Here is a 19,734-nt window from a genome sequence, read left to right on the forward strand (position 1 = left end):
GTTGCCCATGAAGTTCGAGAAAAACACCGAGCTGGATCAGGCCAATCTGCGCATAATCATCGCCAGCATCGCCATGGTTTATATCTGCGTGCTCGGCATCCTGCCGGGTCAGCACTTCGATACCTATCTGCCGGTGGTGGTCTACATCTTGCTGTTTCTGCTGGCGTCGATCGGTCTGCGCCAGGCCATTGTGCGCTGGCCGGGGCATTACCCGGCGCGGCGAATTTTCGGCATGGTCCACGATTACACCGGCACCTGTTTCGGCCTGGTGATCGGCGGCGAAACGGCGTTGCCGCTGTACGCGGTGATCATCTGGGTCAACCTGGGCAACGGCATGCGCTACGGCTCACGCTATCTGGCGATTGCCACGGGGCTGGCGCTGGTGGCGCTGCTGGCGGTTTATCGGCTGACGCCGGTATGGCAGGCGCAACCGTACATGGTGTTGATGCTGATGCTCACCAGCACGGTGATCCCGTTCTACGCGCATTTGCTGCTGGAGCGCACGCGCAAGGCCTCCGAAGAGGCCGTCGCGGCCAACCTGGAAAAGTCGCGGTTTCTGGCTCAGGCCAGTCATGATCTGCGCCAGCCGATTCACTCCATCGGCCTGTTTACCGCGTGCCTGCGCGAGTCGCCGCTGGGCGCGTACGAGCGGCAACTGGTCGACAACATCGACCGTTCGTTGCTCAACGTTTCGCAGTTGTTCCGCTCGATTCTCGATCTGTACACACTCGACAACGGGCGCATCCTGCCCAAGCTGCAGGTGTTCAATCTGGGCGAGTGGCTCGCCGATCTGATCCGGCAGAATGCCGAAGCCGCGCGTTGGGCGGGGGTGGAACTGCGCTTGCGACCTTGCTCCTACTGGGTCCAAAGCGATCCGGCGTTGCTCGCGACCATGGTGCAGAACGTGCTGTCCAATTGCTTCAAATACGGCGCGCATCGGCCGGTGCTGATCGGCGTGCGTCGGCGTGGAGGGGGGCTGGCGATCGTGATTCATGACCAGGGCAACGGGATCGCCGAAGAGCATTTGCCCAAGGTTTTCGAAGAGTTTTACCGGGTGCGCCAGGTGCGTGACAAGGACGTTGAAGGGGTGGGACTCGGGCTGTCGATCGTCAAGCGCCTGGGGCAGTTGATCGGCGTCGATGTCGCGCTGCGCTCGCAGCTTGGGCGGGGAACGGCAGTGACCTTGTTCGGGTTGCCCATTGCCGCGCTGCCGTCGCTGTTGGCTACTCGCGATGACGTACGGCAGGTCGGCCTGTTGACCGGTTTGAAGGTGTGCCTGGTGGAGGATGACCGCAACGTGCTGCTGGCAACCTCGGCGTTGCTTGAGCGTTGGGGCTGTGTGGTGCAGGCGGAACTGACGGGGCAGGATTTGCTGACTGACTGCGACATTATCGTCGCCGACTATGACCTCGGCCCGCACAGCAACGGTATCGAATGCATCGACGCCGTGCGCCGTCAACGCGGTTTTGCGGTGCCGGCGATGATCATCACCGGCCATGACAGCGAAAAAATACAGGCGGCCTTGCACGACCGCCAAATTGCCATCCTGTCCAAACCGGTACGCCCGGCCGAGCTGCGCGCGACCTTGCGGGCCCTGCGCGACCGGCAAACTGAGCCGGTCGAGGAAGTTTGACTCAACGCTTGCAGAGGTAGTCCTGGGTGATGGTGGTTTGCAGGCAGTTGTACTGGCCCATGGTGCGGCAGTTGTTTTTCTCCGAGCCGGTCAGCTCGGCATTCTTGTAGCCCCAGGTCTTGCAACGTTCCGAGGCGACGGTCAGACCTTGTGCGGCGTTGGTCTGGCCGCTTTCAAACTGGCCCAGTTCATAGGAGACCTGAACGAGGCCGTCATTCTTGCTGCCACCGGTGGCTTCCCACTGTTTGGGCGTGGCGCAGCCCGTCAGGGCGAGGGCGGTGAGGGTGAGCGTTGCGATCAGGGTTTTCATGATGGAACGGAGTCCTTTACCGGAAAAATGAATTACTGGAACGGAATCGGTGAGGCGCCTTTCGGCAGGCAGGACAGCGGCGGGGTCATGATGCCCATGCTCGCCACCGCGACAATGGCGCCGCTGGGCAACTCGCAGTTGTACTCGCCGGCCGGGGTGTAGGCGGTGTAGTAGGTGAGGGTGCTGTCGCTGCGAATGTTGTCGATTTTCGACACCGGCTTGCCGATGACGGTCTGGGCGCGTTCTTTCATGCTGGCTTCGGTGGGCTTGGCGGTCTGGCAACCGCTGACGCCGATCAGCAGGGCGCCGACGATGGCGACTTGGTACAGGTTTGCAGGCAGTTTCATGGTGCTTCTTCCTTGGTGTTGTTCTGATTTCCAGGCGCAACGATCCCGCGCACTGCACAGCGGCAATGTGGGGGAGCATCAGGGGTTGCGAGGGAATATAACGCCGGGTGGCGGGGCGGTCGATTAGCACAAATGTGCTAGTGGCGGTGGGTGAGGCGACCCGCGCGGGTCGCCTCATGCCGATTATTGCGGGCTGTTGAACTGGTCCGAATAGCTGCCGGTCATCAGCGCCGAGGCAACGCGATCGGAGCCGACGCCGACGCGCGAATAGGCATAACGGTTGGCGCCGACCTTGTCGGTCCCGTCGGAGGCCAGGGTATTGGCGCCGACGTGATCGGAGCCATCGGAGGCGACTGCACCGGCACCGACATGATCGGAACCATCGGAGGCGACTGCACCGGCGCCGACGTGATCGGAGCCATCGGAGGCGACTGCACCGGCGCCGACGTGATCGGAGCCATCGGAGGCGACTGCACCGGCGCCGACATGATCGGAACCATCGGAGGCGACTGCACCGGCGCCGACATGATCGGAACCATCGGAGACGACTGCACCGGCGCCGACATGATCGGAGCCATCGGAGGCGACTGCACCGGCGCCGACGTGATCCGAACCATCCGAGGCAACCGCCCCAGCCTTCACATGATCTGCGCCATCGGAAGCCACCGCCTGCGGCTGCGCAGACCAGGCCGTTGGCAGCATGACGGTCGCCGCGACCGCAAGAATGGCGCCAGACAAAAGCGTGTGTTTCATGATTTTCTCCACGACCCATCAGCCACACAACGTTCGTTGGCCCGGGGTTGACCAGATTGGCGATTGGCACGGGCGCACTGCAAAGCGCACGGGTGTCGACGTATTGCATGAAACCGCGACAGCGAACTGAAAAGTATAGATCGGCAAACCGTGGGTGCAGCTGCGCGGGGAGGGGAAGCGATAGTCGGTTAACTTCCTTGCGCAAGACTGCTTGAAGGAAATCGGTCTAAAAACAGGCGCCCATGGCTATGAGGCTTTTGCTAGCCTCAAAGGTGTAGGCGAAGACGCAGACTGATGCGCAAGCGGATAGCAAGGGGACGTGGGGCGCGTTCCGAAGGGTACACGGTTAGAAAGATCTCCGCGCTGAGATCCAGCCCTTATGCCGTGTGAGGCAGCAAAGCGCCGCTCTTTTTCCATGGTTGCTTTGTACTGTGAGAGGCCCGATAAACCTTGTAAGCCAGAGACCAGCACTGGCCGCCTACTCGAACTCCAAAGCCCGCCCCGTGCGGGCTTTGTCGTTCCTGTCACGTCAGATCGACTTCAGCGCCTGCGCCAGATCCGCGCGCAGGTCTTCGAGGTCTTCGACGCCCACCGACAGGCGCACCAGGCCATCGCCGATGCCCAGTTTGGCGCGGGTCTCAGGTGGAATGGTCGCGTGGGTCATGATCGCCGGGTGCTCGATCAGACTTTCGACGCCACCCAGGCTCTCGGCCAGGGCGAAGATCTTCACGTTCTCGAGGAAGCGCCGGGCACCGTCCAGATCGCTGTTCAAGTCCACGGAAATCATCCCGCCGAAACCGTGCATCTGCCGTTTGGCCAGCTCATGTTGCGGGTGCGACGGCAGGCCTGGGTAGTAGACGCGTTTGACCTGCGGCTGTTGCTCCAGCCACTGCGCCAGCGCCAACGCGTTGCTGCAATGACGCTCCATGCGCAGCGCCAGGGTCTTCACCCCGCGCAGGGTCAGGAACGCGTCGAACGGCCCGGAAATCGCGCCGACGGCGTTCTGCAGGAAGCCGAGTTTGTCCGCCAGTTCGGCATTCTGCCCAACCACCGCAATGCCACCGATCACGTCCGAGTGGCCGTTCAGGTATTTGGTGGTCGAGTGCAGCACGATGTCGAAACCCAGCTCCAGCGGCCGCTGGATATATGGGCTGGCGAAGGTGTTGTCGGCCACGCTGATGATCCCGCGTGCGCGGCAGATACGAGCGATGGCGGCCAGATCCGACAGACTCAGCAGCGGGTTGGTCGGTGACTCGACAATCACCAGGCGCGTGTCGTCCTGCAGCGCCGCTTCGAACGCTGCCAGGTCAGTCAGATCGACGTAGCTGAAACGATGCCCGGCACTGCGCTGACGGACCTTGTCGAACAGGCGGAATGTACCGCCGTACAGGTCATTGCCGGAGATGACGTGCGAACCGGCATCGATCAGTTCGAGGACGGTGGAAATCGTCGCCAGCCCGGAAGCGAAGGCGAACGCGCGGGTGCCGCCCTCCAGGTCCGCCACGCAGCGCTCCAGAGCGAAACGCGTCGGGTTGTGCGAGCGCCCGTAGTCGAAGCCCTTGTGCACGCCGGGGCTGTCTTGCAGGTACGTCGAGTTGGCGTAGATCGGTGGCATCAGTGCGCCGGTGGTCGGGTCCGGCGTTTGCCCGGCGTGGATCACCCGGGTCGCGAAGCCTTGGGATTTATCGTCGTGCTGACTCATGCGAGGGATCTCCGTAATTGGTTGAGCATGTCGGTGCGAGTAATCAGGCCATGGAAGCCTGCGGCGTCGGCGATGATCGCCACGAGGCCGCGACTGAGCACCGATTCCAGCTCGGCGAGATTGGCGCCGGGCGCGAGGGTTTGCAGCTTGTCGGTCATCACGCTGGACACCGATTGACTGAAGCGTGCGGCGTCTTCGTGCACCGCCAACAGGATGTCGGATTCGTCGATCACACCGACCAGTTGTTTGCCTTCGACCAGCACCGGAAGCTGCGAGACATCCGCCAGGCGCATGCGCTGGAAGGCGGTCAGCAGCGTGTCACCGGGGCCGACGCTGATCACCCGGCCGTCCTCGAAACGGCGGGCGATCAGGTCGCGCAGGTCGCCATAACCCTTGCGTTGCAACAGGCCCTGGTCGGTCATCCACTGGTCGTTGTAGACCTTCGACAGATAGCGCGTACCGGTGTCGCAGACGAAGCTGACCACGCGTTTTGGCTCGGTCTGTTCGCGGCAGTAACGCAGCGCGGCAGCGAGCAGGGTGCCGGTGGACGAGCCGCCGAGAATGCCTTCGGCCTTGAGCAACTGACGGGCGTGATCGAAGCTTTCTTCATCGCTGATCGAGTAGGCATGACGCACGCTGGAGAGGTCGGTGATCGACGGAATGAAGTCTTCGCCGATGCCTTCCACCGCCCATGACCCGGGCTTGGGCAGCGTGCCGTCACGGCTGTATTGCGCCATCACCGAACCGACTGGATCGGCGAGGACCATTTCCAGATCCGGCTGCACACGTTTGAAGAAGCGGCTGAGGCCAGTCAGGGTACCGGCGGAACCGACGCCGACCACGATCGCATCCAGGTCATGCTCGGTCTGCGCCCAGATTTCCGGTGCGGTGCTGCATTCGTGGGCCAGCGGGTTGGCGGGGTTGTTGAACTGGTCGGCGAAAAAGGCGCCGGGGATGTCTTTCGCCAGGCGCGCAGCGACGTCCTGGTAATACTCGGGGTGGCCCTTGCCGACATCCGAGCGGGTGATGTGCACCTCGGCGCCCATGGCTTTCAAGTGCAGGACTTTCTCGGTGGACATCTTGTCCGGCACCACCAGCACCACGCGGTAGCCTTTGGCGCGGCCGACCAGCGCCAGACCCAGGCCGGTATTGCCGGCGGTGGCCTCGACGATGGTGCCACCCGGATGCAGACGCCCATCGCGTTCAGCGGCGTCGATCATGGCCAGACCGATGCGGTCCTTGATCGAGCCACCGGGGTTTTGCGATTCCAGTTTGAGAAACAAGGTGCACGGTCCGGTATCGAAACGCGTGACTTGAACCAGCGGAGTATTGCCGATCAGCCCAAGTACGGCAGGGCGTGATTCCTTTGACATTTCTTCACCTCTTAGTGGTGTTGATCGCGTTCCATTCGCGGGGAAAAGCTCGCGTGCAACATAGGCTCAGACAGGAGCTGTCGCAACCTTTAGTCGGCCGTCAATTCAGCCAGTTCGATCTAACCATAGAACGAAATCCAAGGGCGTGGAGGGTGGATTTGAACGGGTTTATATCGAGGCGCCATTGAGTATTCAAAGGGCGTCGTATCGGTCATCAACAGCTTGATCTGCGCATGAATATCCTGCTGGGAAAACTGCCCTGCAGGAACATTTCCAGTTTCATCTGATCATGAGGGAATCTCGTGATCATCAAGATTAAAATGAGTTTGTCTCACTAGTGCTTGATCTCGACAATGGCCGCCATCAACAAGACATTGGAGAGTTTTTGTCATGGCACTGGCCCATTCCCTCGGATTTCCGCGCATCGGTCGCGACCGCGAACTGAAGAAAGCGCAAGAGGCATTCTGGAAAGGAGAACTGAACGAGGCCGGCCTGCGTGAGGTGGGGCGTGAGCTGCGCAAGGCTCATTGGGACTTGCAGAAGCAGGCGGGCATCGAGCTGCTGCCGGTGGGCGACTTTGCCTGGTACGACCAGGTGTTGACCCATTCGCTGATGTTCGGCGTGATCCCCGAGCGCTTCCGTCCGCACGACGGCAAAGCCACCCTGCAAACCCTGTTCGGCATGGCCCGTGGCGTCAGCGACAGTTGCTGCGGCGGTGCCCACGCTCAGGAAATGACCAAGTGGTTCGACACCAACTACCACTACCTGGTCCCGGAATTCAGCGTCGATCAGCAGTTTCAGCTCGGCTGGGAGCAGTTGTTCGAAGAAGCCGAAGAAGCCCGGGCACTGGGTCACAACGTCAAGCCAGTGATCATCGGCCCGCTGACTTACCTGTGGCTGGGCAAGGCCAAAGGCGCTGAATTCGACAAGCTGGAAATGCTCGATCGCTTGCTGCCGCTGTACGGCCAGATCTTCGCCCGTCTTGCTGCACTCGGTGTCGAGTGGGTACAGATCGACGAGCCGATTCTGGTGCTCGATCTGCCGCAGGACTGGAAGAACGCCTTCGAGCGCGCCTACAACCAGATTCAGCGTGATCCGCTGAAAAAACTCCTTGCCACCTACTTCGGTGGTCTGGAAGAGAACCTCGGCCTGGCCGCCAATCTGCCGGTCGATGGCCTGCACATTGATCTGGTGCGCGCACCGGAACAGTACCCGACCATCCTTGATCGTCTGCCGGCCTATAAAGTGCTGTCGCTGGGTGTGGTCAATGGCCGTAACGTCTGGCGCTGCGATCTGGAAAACGCCCTCGCGACGTTGCAGCATGCGCATGAGCGTCTGGGTGATCGTCTGTGGGTCGCGCCATCGTGCTCGCTGCTGCACAGCCCGGTGGACCTTGGCCGCGAAGACCAACTCGACGCCGAGCTGAAAAGCTGGCTGGCGTTTGCCGTGCAGAAGTGCGAAGAAGTGGCGGTGCTGGCCCAGGCCGTTGATGAGCCGCAAGCGCCGAAAGTGCTGCGGGCCTTGACCCAAAGCCGTTCGGTGCAGGCCAGTCGCGCCGCTTCGCCACGCATCCACAAGCCTGCGGTTCAGGCTCGTGTGGCGGCCATTACGGCGCAGGACAGTCAGCGCCAATCGCCGTTTACCCAACGCATCGGCAAACAACGCGCCGGCCTTGACCTGCCGCTGTTCCCGACCACCACCATCGGCTCGTTTCCGCAGACCGCTTCGATTCGTCTGGCGCGCCAGTCATTCAAGCAAGGCAAGCTCAGCGAAGCCGAATACACCGAAGCCATGTACAGCGAGATCCGCCACGCGGTGGAAATCCAGGAGCAACTGGGGCTCGATGTGCTGGTGCACGGTGAAGCCGAGCGCAACGACATGGTCGAGTACTTCGCCGAGCAACTGGACGGCTACATGTTCACCCGTTTCGGCTGGGTGCAGAGCTACGGTTCACGCTGCGTCAAACCGGCGGTGATCTTTGGCGATCTGAGTCGTCCGAAGGGCATGACCGTGGAGTGGATCCGCTACGCCCAGGGTCTGACCAACAAGGTCATGAAAGGTCTGCTGACCGGCCCTGTAACCATGCTGATGTGGTCGTTCCCCCGCGAAGATGTGTCCCGTGAAGTGCAGGCGCGGCAACTGGCGCTGGCGATTCGTGATGAAGTGGTGGATCTGGAAGCCGCCGGGATCAGGATCGTGCAGATTGACGAAGCCGCATTCCGTGAAGGTTTGCCATTGCGTCGGGCGCAGTGGCAGCACTATCTGGACTGGGCCACCGAAGTATTCCGCCTGTGCGCCTGTGGCGTGCGCGACGAAACGCAGATCCACACCCACATGTGTTACAGCGAGTTCAACGATGTGATCGAGTCCATCGCAGCGATGGATGCCGACGTGATCACCATCGAAACCTCGCGCTCGGACATGGAACTGCTCGATGCTTTCGAAGCCTTCGCCTACCCGAACGAGATCGGCCCGGGCGTCTACGACATCCACTCGCCACGCGTTCCGGATGCCTCGGAGATGGCCAACCTGCTGCGCAAGGCGGCCCAGCGGATTCCGGCAGAGCGTTTGTGGGTCAACCCGGATTGTGGCCTGAAAACCCGTGGCTGGCCGGAGACTGAAGCGGCGCTGGTGCACATGGTTGCCGCTGCTCGCCAACTACGCAAAGAACTGGCCTGAAGCCCTGAGCACAATCCCCCTGTGGGAGCGAACCTGCTGGCGAACACGGTGCATCAGCCAAGGATGTGTCGACTGACACTTCGCCTTCGCGAGCAAGCCCGCTCCCACAGGGGGATAGTCGGTGGGTGGCGGATCTGCGGCTGGCCGGGATCAAGGGTGGGAGTGGGCTTGCTCACGAAGGGGCCGGTTGATTCAGCACGGGTGTTGGCTGATCGAACGCTTTCGCGAGCAAGCCCGCTCCCACAGGGGATAGTCGGTGGATGGCGGATCTGCGGCTGGCCGGGATCAAGGGTGGGAGTGGGCTTGCTCACGAAGGGGCCGGTTGATTCAGCACGGATGTTGGCTGATCGGACGCTTTCGCGAGCAGGCCCGCTCCCACAGGGGGATAGTCGGTGGGTGGCGGATCTGCGGCTGGCCGGGATCAAGGGTGGGAGTGGGCTTGCTCACGAAGGGGCCGGTTGATTCAGCACGGGTGTTGGCTGATCGGACGCTTTCGCGAGCAGGCCCGCTCCCACAGGGGGATAGTCGGTGGGTGGCGGATCTGCGGCTGGCCGGGATCAAGGGTGGGAGTGGGCTTGCTCACGAAGGGGCCGGTTGATTCAGCACGGGTGTTGGCTGATCGGACGCTTTCGCGAGCAAGCCCGCTCCCACAGGGGACTTGTGCAGTTTGGCAATTGGGGAGGCGGGCTCACACCGTGTCAGTGGCGGCTCATCAACCCATGAAGTACGCCTAGGCGCAGCCCGGGCTCCGACGGCGCCATCTGCGAAATGCCGAACACCTTGAATGCCGCCAGCATCAGCACCAGCCCGCCCGGAAGGATGCTCTGGCGATGCGGCTGCAAGCCTGCAAGCTTCAATTGCTGAACGTTCTGCACTTTCAGCAGCAGGAGCGACAGGCGCAACAGTCCGCCATAGGTAATGCCGTCCTGGCCGAAGTCATTGAGCCGATTGGCCTTGAGCACTTTCGCCAGCATGCGCGCGGTGCCTGACGAGCCTATGGTCTGCTGCCAGCCCTGCGCGCGGTAGCGCCGGGCGACTTTTTCGAATTGCAGGATGGCGATGCGCTCGGCTTCTTGCAGCGCCCCGGGAGCGATGCGTCCGTCGGGGAAATAACGTGCGCCCAGGGTGCCGCTACCGATGGCGATGCTTTCCGTGAGCAACGGTTGCGAACCCTGGCCCAGAATCAGCTCGGTGGAACCACCGCCGATGTCAACCACCAGCCGCAGGTATTCGGCGTCTGCCAGAGTATGGGCTACGCCGGCGTACACCAGCCGCGCCTCTTCATGGCCGCAAATGACGTCAATGGGAAACCCCAAGTGCCGCTCGGCGCTGGCGAGAAACAATTGCGCATTGTCGGCCTCGCGTACGGCGCTGGTCGCCACCGCGCGAACCCGACCCGCTTCAAATCCCCGCAGTTTTTTGCCAAACCGTGCCAGCGCCTGCCAGCCACGGTCCAGAGCCATCGTGTCCAGTGCTCCGCCGTCGAAACCCTCGGCGAGCCTTACCGGCTCGCGCAAGGTTTTCACTTCCTGAATCATGAAGCCCTTTCGGCTGCGAACCGACTGGCCGATCATCATGCGAAACGCATTCGAACCCAGGTCGATGGCGGCAAACAGCGAAGCGTCTGGTTTCATGGGAATCCTTGCGAAGCATCCGTCGAAGGCTCAAGACGGTTTGCGAGGATTCTGCCGCTGTCTTGATGACATCCTGATGACGGGGCAGGGGCGGTTCAATGAATTGTTGGCTGTCACGACACTGTCATTATCCGGCGTCTATGCTGAGGCCAATACATCGCGTGTTCTTAAAGTTTTTGCTGCCTCGTTTGGCAGCTTTTTTTTGCCTGCAATTTGGGCGAGGCCACCGATGTGGCCTCGCTCTGGGTGGCTTAGAAGGCTTGGGGGTTCTCGCCCCGGGCCAGTCGTGCGTTGATGTCGTCGATCACCTCGGGGAGGTCGGCGATGGTGTCGATCAGGTAGTGCGGGCGCGACGGGGCGAACATCTTGCCGATCCGCGCGCGTTCTTCGGCCAGGCGATCCGACGGCAGCGCCTTGTATTGCTCATAGGTCAGACCCAGGGCGTTCCCGGAGCAGGTCAGTGCGACCGTCCACATCCCCGCGGCGCGGCCTTCGAGGATCCCCGGCCAGGTGTCATCGACCTTGACGCATGCGGCCACGTCATCGATGCCCAGGGCAATCACGTTGGCCAACGCCTGCGCGGGGTACGGACGACCATTTGGTACTTCATCGGTGGCGACCACGTGGTCAGCGACGTAGCCGTTGTCCCGCGCCAACTCGACCACCTTGGCCATCACCACCGCCGGATAGCCGGAGCAGGAACCGATTTTCAAGCCCTTGTCGCGCAGCGCGTCAATCGCGTCGAGGGCACCGGGAATCAGCGCCGAGTGCAGGGCGATTTTCTCGATTTGCAGCGGCATGAAACGTTCGTAGATCGCGGTGACGTCGGCATCGCTCGGCAAGCGTCCGAAGGCGGCGCGATAACGCTCGGCGATCTGTGGCAGGTTGCACAGGGTGCGGATGTGATCCCATTTGCCCATGCCCATCGGCCCCCGCGCTTCTTCCAGCGACACGGCGACGCCGAACTCGGCGAAGGCTTCGACAAAAATCTGGGTCGGCGCAAAGGAGCCGAAATCGACAACGGTACCGGCCCAGTCGAGGATGGCGGCTTGCAGGTGAGTCGGTTGTGTGTACTGCATGGTCAATCTCCGTTTTCAGCTGAGGGGTGGCCGTCCCGCGTGCACTGGCAGGCCGTTTTTGAGTGAATGTTGAAGTCAGGTCGTCGAACGATTTGCATCGAACAGCTCGGCGATCACCGGCCGGTTCCTGCGGATGCCGAGGCAGCACAAGTGGTAGTCGATGAAAAACGGGTGATCGACAAAGGTGATCGGTTTGGTGCCCGGGGTTTCGGCGTATTCCACCGCCGACACCAGCCCGATTCCGATCCCTTTGCTGATCGCATGCACAATCGCTTCACGGCTGTTCAGCTGCATCACGCAGTCGAGCCGCACGCCGAGGCGCTTGCAGCTTTCTTCGACCAGTTGCCGGGTGCGCGAACTCTGTTCACGCAACACCCATTGCTGCGTGCTGATGTCCTTGACGTGAACCTCTGGCTGACTGGCCCACGGGTGATCGTCGCGAACCACGGCGATGATTGGATACCGGTGATACAGCTGCGTGTGGAAGCGCTGGTCGAATTCCGACAGCGCGAGAATCGCCACGTCGATGTCGAAGTTGAACAGACGATCAAGGGTTTCCTTCTCGCTGGAAAACGACGTCTCCAGCTCGATGTCCGGATGCTGTTGCATCAGCTCGTAGGTCAGGTTCATCGCAATCGGCGGCGACACCGCGCCGAGGCGCAACATGCCGTTCTTGCGCTGTTTGAAACTCTGCAGCAGTTGCACCGCTTCGTCTTCCTGGCCGAACAGGCCCTGGGTGATCGCGTACAGCTTGTGCCCAGCCGAACTCATTTCGATGTAGCGTCCGCGTCGGTGAAACAGCTCCACTGAAAAGGTTTTCTCCAGCGAGTTGACCTGCTCGCTCACGGTCGGCTGACCGATGCTCAGGAACTCGGCGGCGAGGGTGAAGCTGCCGGTCTTGGCCACCGCGTGAAACGAACGCAACCACTTGTGGTACTGGTACATGCAAGCCCCGTCAGCGTCGGATGAACATTGCCACCGCCGCGCTGCACAGGCAGGCGCTGGTGACCACTATGAAGATCAGAGACGTATTTGCCGTAGAGTCAAGCAGACGACCGATCATCGGTTCGGCAAGGCCGGCAAACAGGTAGGACGAGAAGTTCATCACCCCGGTCGCGGTGCCGGCGCGCTTGGCACCCACCAGGTCCGGGCACAGCGCCCAGAAGCTTGACGCCGGGCCGTAGACGAAGAAACCACAGAGGAACAACGCCACCAGACCGACTGTGCTGTGAGGCGGCAGGCTCCACATCCACAGGCTGGTGGCGGCGCCCAGCAGCATGTAGAGCATGATCGCCAGGTAGCGTCTGGAGCCGAACAGCTTGTCCGAGACCCAGCCGTTGCTCAAGGCGCCGACTGCCATGCCGACGGGGAGGGCGACGGTGATCCACTTCGGGTCGACCAGGCTGTCGCCGCTCTTCCAGTTGGCGCCGAGGAAATGCACCGGCACCCAGACGATCAGGCCGTAGCGCGCGGCATTCTGAAAGCCCAGCGACACGGCAGCGATGAGCAAGCGAGCGTTTTTCAGCACGGCTTTGTAGCGCTGCGCCGATGACTCGACTTCACCGTGCGTAGCTTCCTGATGTTTGTCGTCGGCGTTGGCCACACCGGTATCGGCCACCGGTTCGAAGCCCAGATCCTGCGGCCGTTCGCGGGCAATCAGATAGAACAGGATGCCGCCAGCGAGCATCAGCAGCACCGGCAAACGGAAGATCCAGCGCCATTCCAGTTGCAGCACTTGCAGCACGACGATGGAGGTGATGTACGACAGGATCGAAGCGCAACCGGCGGCGAAGGTGTAGAAACCGTAAACCTTGCCGCGCTCGCCGGCGCTCCACCAGTTGGAAATCAGGCGACTGCCCGGCGCCCAGCCCAGTGCCTGGAAGTAGCCATTGACGCCCCACGGCAGGATCAGGCTGGTGAAACCACCGGCGAAACTGGTGACCCAGTTGGCGCCACAAGACAGTATCGCACCGAGGGTCATGATCCGCCGGCCACCGAATTTGTCGGCCAGGTTGCCATTGATCGCTTGACCGATGGCGTAGGCCCAGAGCATGGCGGCGGAGGCCCAGCCGAGGGTTTCCTTGCTCAGACCGAATTCGGCCTGAATCCCGGGAATGGCAAAACCGAAGGTTTGCCGCCCGGTATAGAAAAACAGGTAACAGAACATCGCTGCGAGCAGCATGCGCCACTGGGCGACCCGGAACGAGGCAGAACGTACGGCGAGACCAGGCATGGTTTGAGCACGATTCATGATCTTTTCCTTATTGTTGTGGGTTCCCGCCGGTTGTCGTCGGCGGGTGCACTCTTTTTTGGTGCAGCAGGAAATCACCGCAGCTTTACGCCGCTGGCTGTGCTTGGGTTGAGCAGGTCTGGCGATCAGTCAGGCGGCTTGCGATCCGATGAAGTTCTTGCCGCGTGCGCCCTGCATCGCCAGGTGAATGATGGCTTCGGCGTCCTTGACCGAGACGCCGTAATCGGCAAACTCGGTCTTCACTCCGAGGCTGTGCAGGAATTCGCGCAGTTGCTGCTGAGCCTTTGGCAAGTCATCACCGAACACGCGCTGCAGCGTGTGGTCACGGGTGGCGTCATGCCCCCAGGCCAGGCCCAGCACCAACGGCAGGGTGAAGGAGCAGGCGATGCCGTGGGGCAGGCCGTGGCGCAGGGTCATCTCATAGGAAATCGAATGCGCCAGCGCGGTCTTGGTGTTGGAAAACGCCAGACCGGCCTTGAGTGCGGCGAGGGCCATGCGCGTGCGCAGCTCCTGGCTGGGCAAGTCTTTTTGCAGGCGCGGCAGGCATTCCAGAATGTCCTCGATCGCCGAGATTGCGAAGGTGTCGGAGACCGGATTGGCGTTGACGTTCCAGATCGCTTCCAGCGCGTGGGACAACGCGTCGAGTCCGGTGGACACGGTGACCCCGGCCGGCACGGTGAGCATCAGTTGCGGGTCGATGATCGCCACGCGCGGCCAGGTGCAATCCAGGTGCAGCGAGTATTTTTTCTGGCTGGCGCTGTCCCAGATCGTCGCCCATGGCGTGACTTCACTGCCGGTGCCAGCGGTGGTCGGCGCGGCGATCAGTTGCTTGCAGCGCGCCGGGGTGAACGGTTTGCCGGTGGCCAGCAATGTCAGCAGTTCATCGAAGCGGCCGGATTCGGTGCCGACGAGCAACGCCTTGGCGGTGTCGATGGCGCTGCCGCCACCCACGGCGAGGACTACATCGCAGTCAGCGGCGTGCTGCCAGAAATTCTCGTAGGTGCTGCGCAGATGGGCAACGTCGGGGTTGGGCTGGACGTCTTCGAACACGTAGACCAGACGTTCACCGAGCAACGTCTGCAAGCGATCCACCAGACCCAGTCCACGGGCCTCTGGGAAGGTGACGAGGGCGACAGTCTGCTCTGCGGTGATGGCCGCAAGTTCTTGCAGGCTGCCCCAGCCGAAACGGGTGTCGACGGGGTTCTGGAAGCGGGCAGTCATGGTGGATCCCTCTTTTTGTTGTCGGAAGTGGCTCCATACTCGGGGGCCATCGACAACCGCTCAAATCGATAATTCGCAGGGTTGAATCGGTCAGCCCGATAACAGCTCGGCGCTAGTGCGTCGAACCGCTCTGGATTGCCGCGCGCAGGCGACTGGACACGGCGTCGGCGACGATCACCATGAAGGTGATGACGATGATGCAGGTCGCGGTTTCCTGGTATTTGAACAGCTTGAGACTGCTCACCAGTTCGAAGCCCAGACCACCGGCGCCGACCATGCCCAGCACTGTGGCCGAACGCAGGTTGACTTCGAAGCGGTAGAGAATCACCGCGATCCACGCCGTGATCACTTGCGGCAACACGCCGAACACGATCACTTGCAGCGGGCGCGCCCCGGTGGCTTGCAGCGCTTCGATCGGGCCTTGATCGATGTCCTCGATGCTCTCGGCGAAGAACTTGCCGAGCATGCCCAGACCGTGCAGCGCCAGCGCCAATACACCGGGAAATGGACCGAGGCCAACCGCTGAAACGAAGATCAGTGCGAGGATCAGTTCGTTGATGCTGCGGGTGAAATTCAGCGCTTGCCGGGTGGTGTGAAAGACCCAGCGGTTGCGGCTCAGATTGCGCGCCGCCAGGAACGACAACGGAATCGCCAGCAACACCCCGAGCAGCGTGCCCCAGATGGCGATCTGCAAGGTTTCCACTGCGGGCGCCAGCAGACGCGGGAGGATGCTCAGGTCCGGGGGAAAGGTGCGCGAGAGAAAGTCGCCGATCTGCGGCAACCCTGCCACCAGTTCACCCAGGCTGAGCTGCGCGCCCTGGGCGCTCCAGTTCAGTGTCCACAGCACGATCAACACGACGGCGCCGGTGGTCAGACAACGGCGGGGGCCACGCGGCCGGTCGCCGACCCACTGGTAGTTTTGCGATTGCATGCTCAGGCCCTCGACGCGGCGCAGTAGGTCAGGTGGGGTGTCGCGGTTGTTGCCGACGACTCTGCGGCTTGCCCCGGATAGATGCGCGCCAGATCGGCGTCGGTCATGCTCGATGCCTTGCCGTCGAACACCAGGCTGCCGTGGGCAAGGCCGACGACGCGGTCGCCGAACTCGCGGGCGTATTCCACCTGATGCAGGTTGCACAGTACGGTGATCCCCAGTTCGCGAGTGGCATCGCGCAGGTACTGCAACACCAGACGTGCGGTTTTCGGGTCGAGACTGGCGATCGGTTCATCGGCCAGAATCACCTTCGGTCGTTGCGCCAGCGCGCGGGCAATGCCCACCCGTTGTTTCTGCCCGCCGGACAGCGAGTCGGTGCGTTCACCGGCCTTGTGCGCCAATTCGACCCGCTCCAGGCATTGCATGGCCAGCGCCACATCGTCACGCCGAAACAGTTGCAGGATCGAGGCGAGGGTGCCGACCGAACCGAGGCGCCCGGTCAGCACATTCTTCAACACGCTCAGGCGCGGCACGACGTTGTGATGCTGAAAAATCATCGCCACTTCCCGGCGCAACACGCTCGGATCCGGACAGGCGAGGGCGTCGCTACCGGCCACCATCAAGCTGCCGCTGTCGGCTTGGGTCAGTCGGTTGATGCAGCGCAGCAAGGTCGACTTACCGGTGCCGGACTGACCGAGCACCACGACGAATTCGCCGGCGCCGACCTCAAGGTCAATGCCACGCAATACCGGGTTGCTGCCGTAGTGTTTGGTCAGTTGGCGGATGCTGATCATTTCAGGCTCCGCAAATCCAGATCGAGCACCTTGGCGGTGTCGCGCACCACGTTGTAAGCCGCGTCCGTGGTCGCCTGGAAGCCATTGAGCAAGCCTTGATCGCCCCATGGCACGTCTTTGATCGAAGCCAATGCAGCGGCGACTTTCTTTTTCAACTCCGGGTCGAGGGCCTTGCGCCAGACCATCGGCGATTCGGGAATCGGCCTGGAGCTCCAGACGATGTCGAAGTCATCCTGCTTCACCACACCTTTGGCCACGGCGCTGGCAAAGATGCGGTCGGCAACGGCGGCGGCATCGACCTTTTTATTCTCCACCGCAAGAATGCTGGCGTCGTGGGAACCGGAGAAAATCACCCGTTTGAACAACGTGTCCGGCGCGAAACCGGCTTGCTCCAGACCGGCCTTGGGAAACAGATGCCCGGACGCCGAGCTCGGGTCGACGAACGCGAACGTGTGGCCTTTCAGCTCGGCCAAGGTGTGGATGCCGCTGTCCTTGCGCGCCAGGATCACGCTTTTGTAGGCGCTCTGGCCTGTCTTCTTGGTCACCGCCACCGAGAACGCTTCGACATCGGCCACCGAAGTCGCCAGTACGTACGAGAATGGGCCGAGATAGGCCACATCGAGCTTGCCCGAGCGCAACGCTTCGATGATGCCGTTGTAGTCGGTAGCCACGAACGGCACCACCGGCATGCCGATCTGACTTTGCAGGGCGTCGAGCACTTGCTTGCTCGATTCGATCATCGCCTGGGAGTCTTCGGACGGGATCAGGCCAATGGTCAGTTTGTTCTTGGCCCAGACCTGACTGGCGCTCAGGGCGAGCACGGTGAGGCTGGCGGCACGCAGAAACTGTTTGATTGTTTTCATGGCATTTCACGGTGTGGTTGTAAGTTGCCACAGGCTAGGGCTGTCACGTGACAGTCATTCAATCAATTCAATATGCGAAACCACAGCTGAGTATTGATGGAGTCTATGGATGTCCAGCGCCAAACTTCGTGCCTTTCTCGCCGTTGCCCGCCATGGGAGTTTCAGTGCCGGCGCGCGGGCCACGGGCTTGAGCCAGCCGACTCTGACCACCCAAGTGCAAAGCCTCGAGCGCCAGTACAACGTCGAGCTGTTCCATCGCCGGGGGCGGCGGATCGAACTGTCCGACGTCGGTCGGCAATTGCTGCCGATTGCCCAGCGGGTCGGCCTGCTGGAACTGGAGGCGCACAACCTGTTGCGCGATTCCGGGCGGCTCGACAGCGGCCAGCTCAAGGTCGGTGCGGTGGGGCCGTTTCATGTGATCGAGATGGTCGACAGTTACCTGCAACAGCACCCGAACATCGACGTGTCGATCCGCGTCGGCAACTCGGCGCAGGTGCTCTCGGACCTGGAAAACTATGTGACCGACATCGCCGTGTTGGCCGGGCGCCAGGACGATCCGGCGTTGTGTGCGGTGCGTTACGCGCGTCATGCGATCATCCTGTTTGCCCATCACGAGCATCCACTGGCTAACCGTGGCAGCGTGCGTCTGGAGGAATTGCAGGGGCTACGTTTGCTGCAACGCGAGCCGGGTTCGACCACGCGGCTGGTGCTTGAGCAGGCGCTGAATGAAGCGCAGGTCAAGCCGCGCATCGCCATGGAAATTGGCAGTCGCGAGGCCCTGCGTGAAGCAGTGGTGCGCGGGTTGGGGCTGGGTGTGGTGTCGGAGGCGGAGTTCATTGCCGACCCGAACATCCGCACGATCCGTATCGAAGACGAGGCGCTCTACACCGAGACCTACCTGTACTGTCTGGCCGAGCGGCGCTCGAGTCGGCTCATCTCCTCGTTTTTTGACGCAGCGCTGAGTTGATTTGCAATTCGGCGTGAGGCTTGGCTAATATACGATCCATATACACTTCGTATCGGATTCGGATATGGGCATCGTAAAGATTTCAGAAGACATGCACGAGAACCTGCGCATCTCCAGCAACGCCCTCAGCCGCTCGATCAACGCGCAGGCCGAGCACTGGATGCGTATCGGCATGCTCGCCGAGCTGCACCCCAACCTCGACCACAGCGCCATTTGCCGCTTGCTGATCCGCGCCGAACAGAACGGCGGGCTGGATCTGCACCAACTGACTCAGGAAGCCGTCAGCGCATGAGAAACCAGATCAAGATCAACACCCCTGCTGAAATCGCGCAATCGCGTGCGGCCGGCAAACTCGCCGCTGAAGTGCTGGCGATGCTGGTGCCTCACGTCAAGGCCGGCGTGACCACCGATGAGCTGGATCGCCTGTGCAACGATTACATCGTCAATGTGCAGAAAGCCATTGCGGCCAACGTCGGTTATCACGGCTTCCCGAAAACCGTCTGCGCGTCGGTCAACGACGTGGTGTGCCACGGCATTCCCTCGGGTACACCGTTGCAGGACGGCGACATCGTCAACCTCGACATCGCGGTGATCAAGGACGGCTGGTTCGGCGACACCAGCCGCATGTACGTGGTCGGCGAGGCGACGCCTGAGGCGCAGCACCTGATCAAGACCACTTACGACGCCATGTGCGCCGGTATTCGGGTGGTAAAGCCGGGCGCCACATTGGGCGATATCGGCCATGCGATCCAGAGCCTGGCGGAGAAGGAAGGTTTCAGCGTGGTGCGCGAATACTGCGGGCACGGCATCGGCAAGGTCTACCACGATGAACCGCAGATCCTGCATTACGGTTTTCCGGATCAGGGCATGAAGCTCAAGGCGGGGATGATCTTCACTGTCGAGCCGATGCTCAATGCCGGCAAGCGTCATGTGAAGAACATGCCGGACGGCTGGACCGTGCTGACCAAAGACGGCTCGTTGTCGGCGCAGTGGGAACATATGGTGGCGGTGACGGAGACAGGTTTTGAAGTCCTGACGGCGTGGCCGGATCAGATTGAAGGGTTTGCGCCGATCACCTGAAAAAGGGTCACCGCAGCCCGACGCCGGGGTGACCCGAGGGTGATACGCGATCCAATGTAGGAGTGAGCCTGCTCGCGATAGCTGTGTGCCAGACAACAACTATGTTGAATGTTGAAC

At 61.8% G+C, this 19,734-nt stretch carries 18 protein-coding genes; 5 read left to right on the forward strand and 13 right to left on the reverse strand.

Annotated elements, in window-relative coordinates:
* Window positions 1-7: 7 nt before the first annotated feature.
* Window positions 8-1,633: a hybrid sensor histidine kinase/response regulator gene (locus tag QMK55_RS25145; RefSeq protein WP_320330190.1), complete on the forward strand. Its 1,626-nt coding sequence runs from the start codon at window positions 8-10 to the stop codon at window positions 1,631-1,633.
* Window position 1,634: 1 nt separating this feature from the next.
* Here the strand turns inward: QMK55_RS25145 and yecR are convergent, their stop codons facing one another.
* The 5 genes from yecR to QMK55_RS25170 form a co-directional block, all read right to left on the reverse strand.
* Entirely contained in the window at window positions 1,635-1,943 is a 309-nt protein-coding gene (gene yecR / locus QMK55_RS25150) for a YecR family lipoprotein (protein ID WP_102356557.1), read from the reverse strand.
* 32 nt (window positions 1,944-1,975) lie between these two features.
* On the reverse strand, window positions 1,976-2,290 hold the full coding sequence (locus QMK55_RS25155) for a hypothetical protein (protein ID WP_102356556.1): 315 nt from the start codon (window positions 2,288-2,290) through the stop codon (window positions 1,976-1,978).
* 183 nt (window positions 2,291-2,473) lie between these two features.
* The gene (locus tag QMK55_RS25160; RefSeq protein ID WP_320330191.1) at window positions 2,474-3,043 is read right to left on the reverse strand and encodes a phage infection protein; all 570 of its coding nucleotides are present in this window, start codon (window positions 3,041-3,043) and stop codon (window positions 2,474-2,476) included.
* A 529-nt stretch (window positions 3,044-3,572) separates the two neighbouring features.
* Window positions 3,573-4,745 carry a cystathionine gamma-synthase gene (locus tag QMK55_RS25165; RefSeq protein ID WP_102356555.1) on the reverse strand — a complete coding sequence of 391 codons (1,173 nt, stop codon included), beginning with the start codon at window positions 4,743-4,745 and terminating at the stop codon, window positions 3,573-3,575.
* Window positions 4,742-6,118: a pyridoxal-phosphate dependent enzyme gene (locus QMK55_RS25170; protein WP_102356554.1), complete on the reverse strand. Its 1,377-nt coding sequence runs from the start codon at window positions 6,116-6,118 to the stop codon at window positions 4,742-4,744. Before QMK55_RS25170 ends, QMK55_RS25165 begins: the two co-directional genes overlap by 4 nt.
* Window positions 6,119-6,508: 390 nt before the next feature.
* Here QMK55_RS25170 and metE point away from each other — a divergent pair, with 390 nt between their 5' ends.
* Window positions 6,509-8,797 carry a 5-methyltetrahydropteroyltriglutamate--homocysteine S-methyltransferase gene (gene metE, locus QMK55_RS25175; protein ID WP_320330192.1) on the forward strand — a complete coding sequence of 763 codons (2,289 nt, stop codon included), beginning with the start codon at window positions 6,509-6,511 and terminating at the stop codon, window positions 8,795-8,797.
* Between the two features lie 698 nt (window positions 8,798-9,495).
* Here metE and QMK55_RS25180 read toward each other — a convergent pair.
* The 8 genes from QMK55_RS25180 to phnD all read right to left on the reverse strand — a co-directional run bounded on the left by QMK55_RS25180 (window position 9,496) and on the right by phnD (window position 17,570).
* Window positions 9,496-10,431 carry a Ppx/GppA family phosphatase gene (locus QMK55_RS25180; RefSeq protein ID WP_320330193.1) on the reverse strand — a complete coding sequence of 312 codons (936 nt, stop codon included), beginning with the start codon at window positions 10,429-10,431 and terminating at the stop codon, window positions 9,496-9,498.
* A gap of 251 nt (window positions 10,432-10,682) precedes the next feature.
* On the reverse strand, window positions 10,683-11,510 hold the full coding sequence (gene phnX / locus QMK55_RS25185; RefSeq protein ID WP_320330194.1) for a phosphonoacetaldehyde hydrolase: 828 nt from the start codon (window positions 11,508-11,510) through the stop codon (window positions 10,683-10,685).
* A gap of 75 nt (window positions 11,511-11,585) precedes the next feature.
* Window positions 11,586-12,455 (reverse strand): LysR substrate-binding domain-containing protein, encoded by an 870-nt coding sequence (locus tag QMK55_RS25190; protein WP_320330195.1) that lies wholly within the window; start codon window positions 12,453-12,455, stop codon window positions 11,586-11,588.
* A gap of 10 nt (window positions 12,456-12,465) precedes the next feature.
* On the reverse strand, window positions 12,466-13,761 hold the full coding sequence (locus tag QMK55_RS25195; RefSeq protein WP_320330196.1) for an MFS transporter: 1,296 nt from the start codon (window positions 13,759-13,761) through the stop codon (window positions 12,466-12,468).
* Between the two features lie 129 nt (window positions 13,762-13,890).
* The gene (gene psrA, locus QMK55_RS25200; protein WP_320330197.1) at window positions 13,891-14,982 is read right to left on the reverse strand and encodes an iron-containing alcohol dehydrogenase PsrA; all 1,092 of its coding nucleotides are present in this window, start codon (window positions 14,980-14,982) and stop codon (window positions 13,891-13,893) included.
* 112 nt (window positions 14,983-15,094) lie between these two features.
* Window positions 15,095-15,913 (reverse strand): phosphonate ABC transporter, permease protein PhnE, encoded by an 819-nt coding sequence (phnE, locus tag QMK55_RS25205; protein WP_320330198.1) that lies wholly within the window; start codon window positions 15,911-15,913, stop codon window positions 15,095-15,097.
* Window positions 15,914-15,915: 2 nt separating this feature from the next.
* Window positions 15,916-16,707 carry a phosphonate ABC transporter ATP-binding protein gene (gene phnC / locus QMK55_RS25210; RefSeq protein WP_320330199.1) on the reverse strand — a complete coding sequence of 264 codons (792 nt, stop codon included), beginning with the start codon at window positions 16,705-16,707 and terminating at the stop codon, window positions 15,916-15,918.
* A complete protein-coding gene (phnD, locus tag QMK55_RS25215; RefSeq protein WP_320330200.1) occupies window positions 16,704-17,570 on the reverse strand; it encodes a phosphonate ABC transporter substrate-binding protein in 867 nt (288 codons plus the stop codon). Before phnD ends, phnC begins: the two co-directional genes overlap by 4 nt.
* A 109-nt stretch (window positions 17,571-17,679) precedes the next feature.
* Here phnD and QMK55_RS25220 point away from each other — a divergent pair, with 109 nt between their 5' ends.
* The 3 genes from QMK55_RS25220 to map all read left to right on the forward strand — a co-directional run bounded on the left by QMK55_RS25220 (window position 17,680) and on the right by map (window position 19,617).
* Entirely contained in the window at window positions 17,680-18,537 is an 858-nt protein-coding gene (locus QMK55_RS25220) for a LysR substrate-binding domain-containing protein (protein ID WP_320330201.1), read from the forward strand.
* A gap of 64 nt (window positions 18,538-18,601) precedes the next feature.
* Window positions 18,602-18,829, forward strand: coding sequence for a ParD-like family protein (locus QMK55_RS25225; RefSeq protein ID WP_003225727.1), 228 nt, complete (start codon window positions 18,602-18,604; stop codon window positions 18,827-18,829).
* Window positions 18,826-19,617 (forward strand): type I methionyl aminopeptidase, encoded by a 792-nt coding sequence (map, locus tag QMK55_RS25230; protein WP_102356551.1) that lies wholly within the window; start codon window positions 18,826-18,828, stop codon window positions 19,615-19,617. Before QMK55_RS25225 ends, map begins: the two co-directional genes overlap by 4 nt.
* The last annotated feature ends 117 nt before the right edge of the window (window positions 19,618-19,734 follow it).

Source organism: Pseudomonas sp. P8_229 (genome assembly GCF_034008635.1).
Taxonomy (GTDB): Bacteria; Pseudomonadota; Gammaproteobacteria; order Pseudomonadales; family Pseudomonadaceae; genus Aquipseudomonas.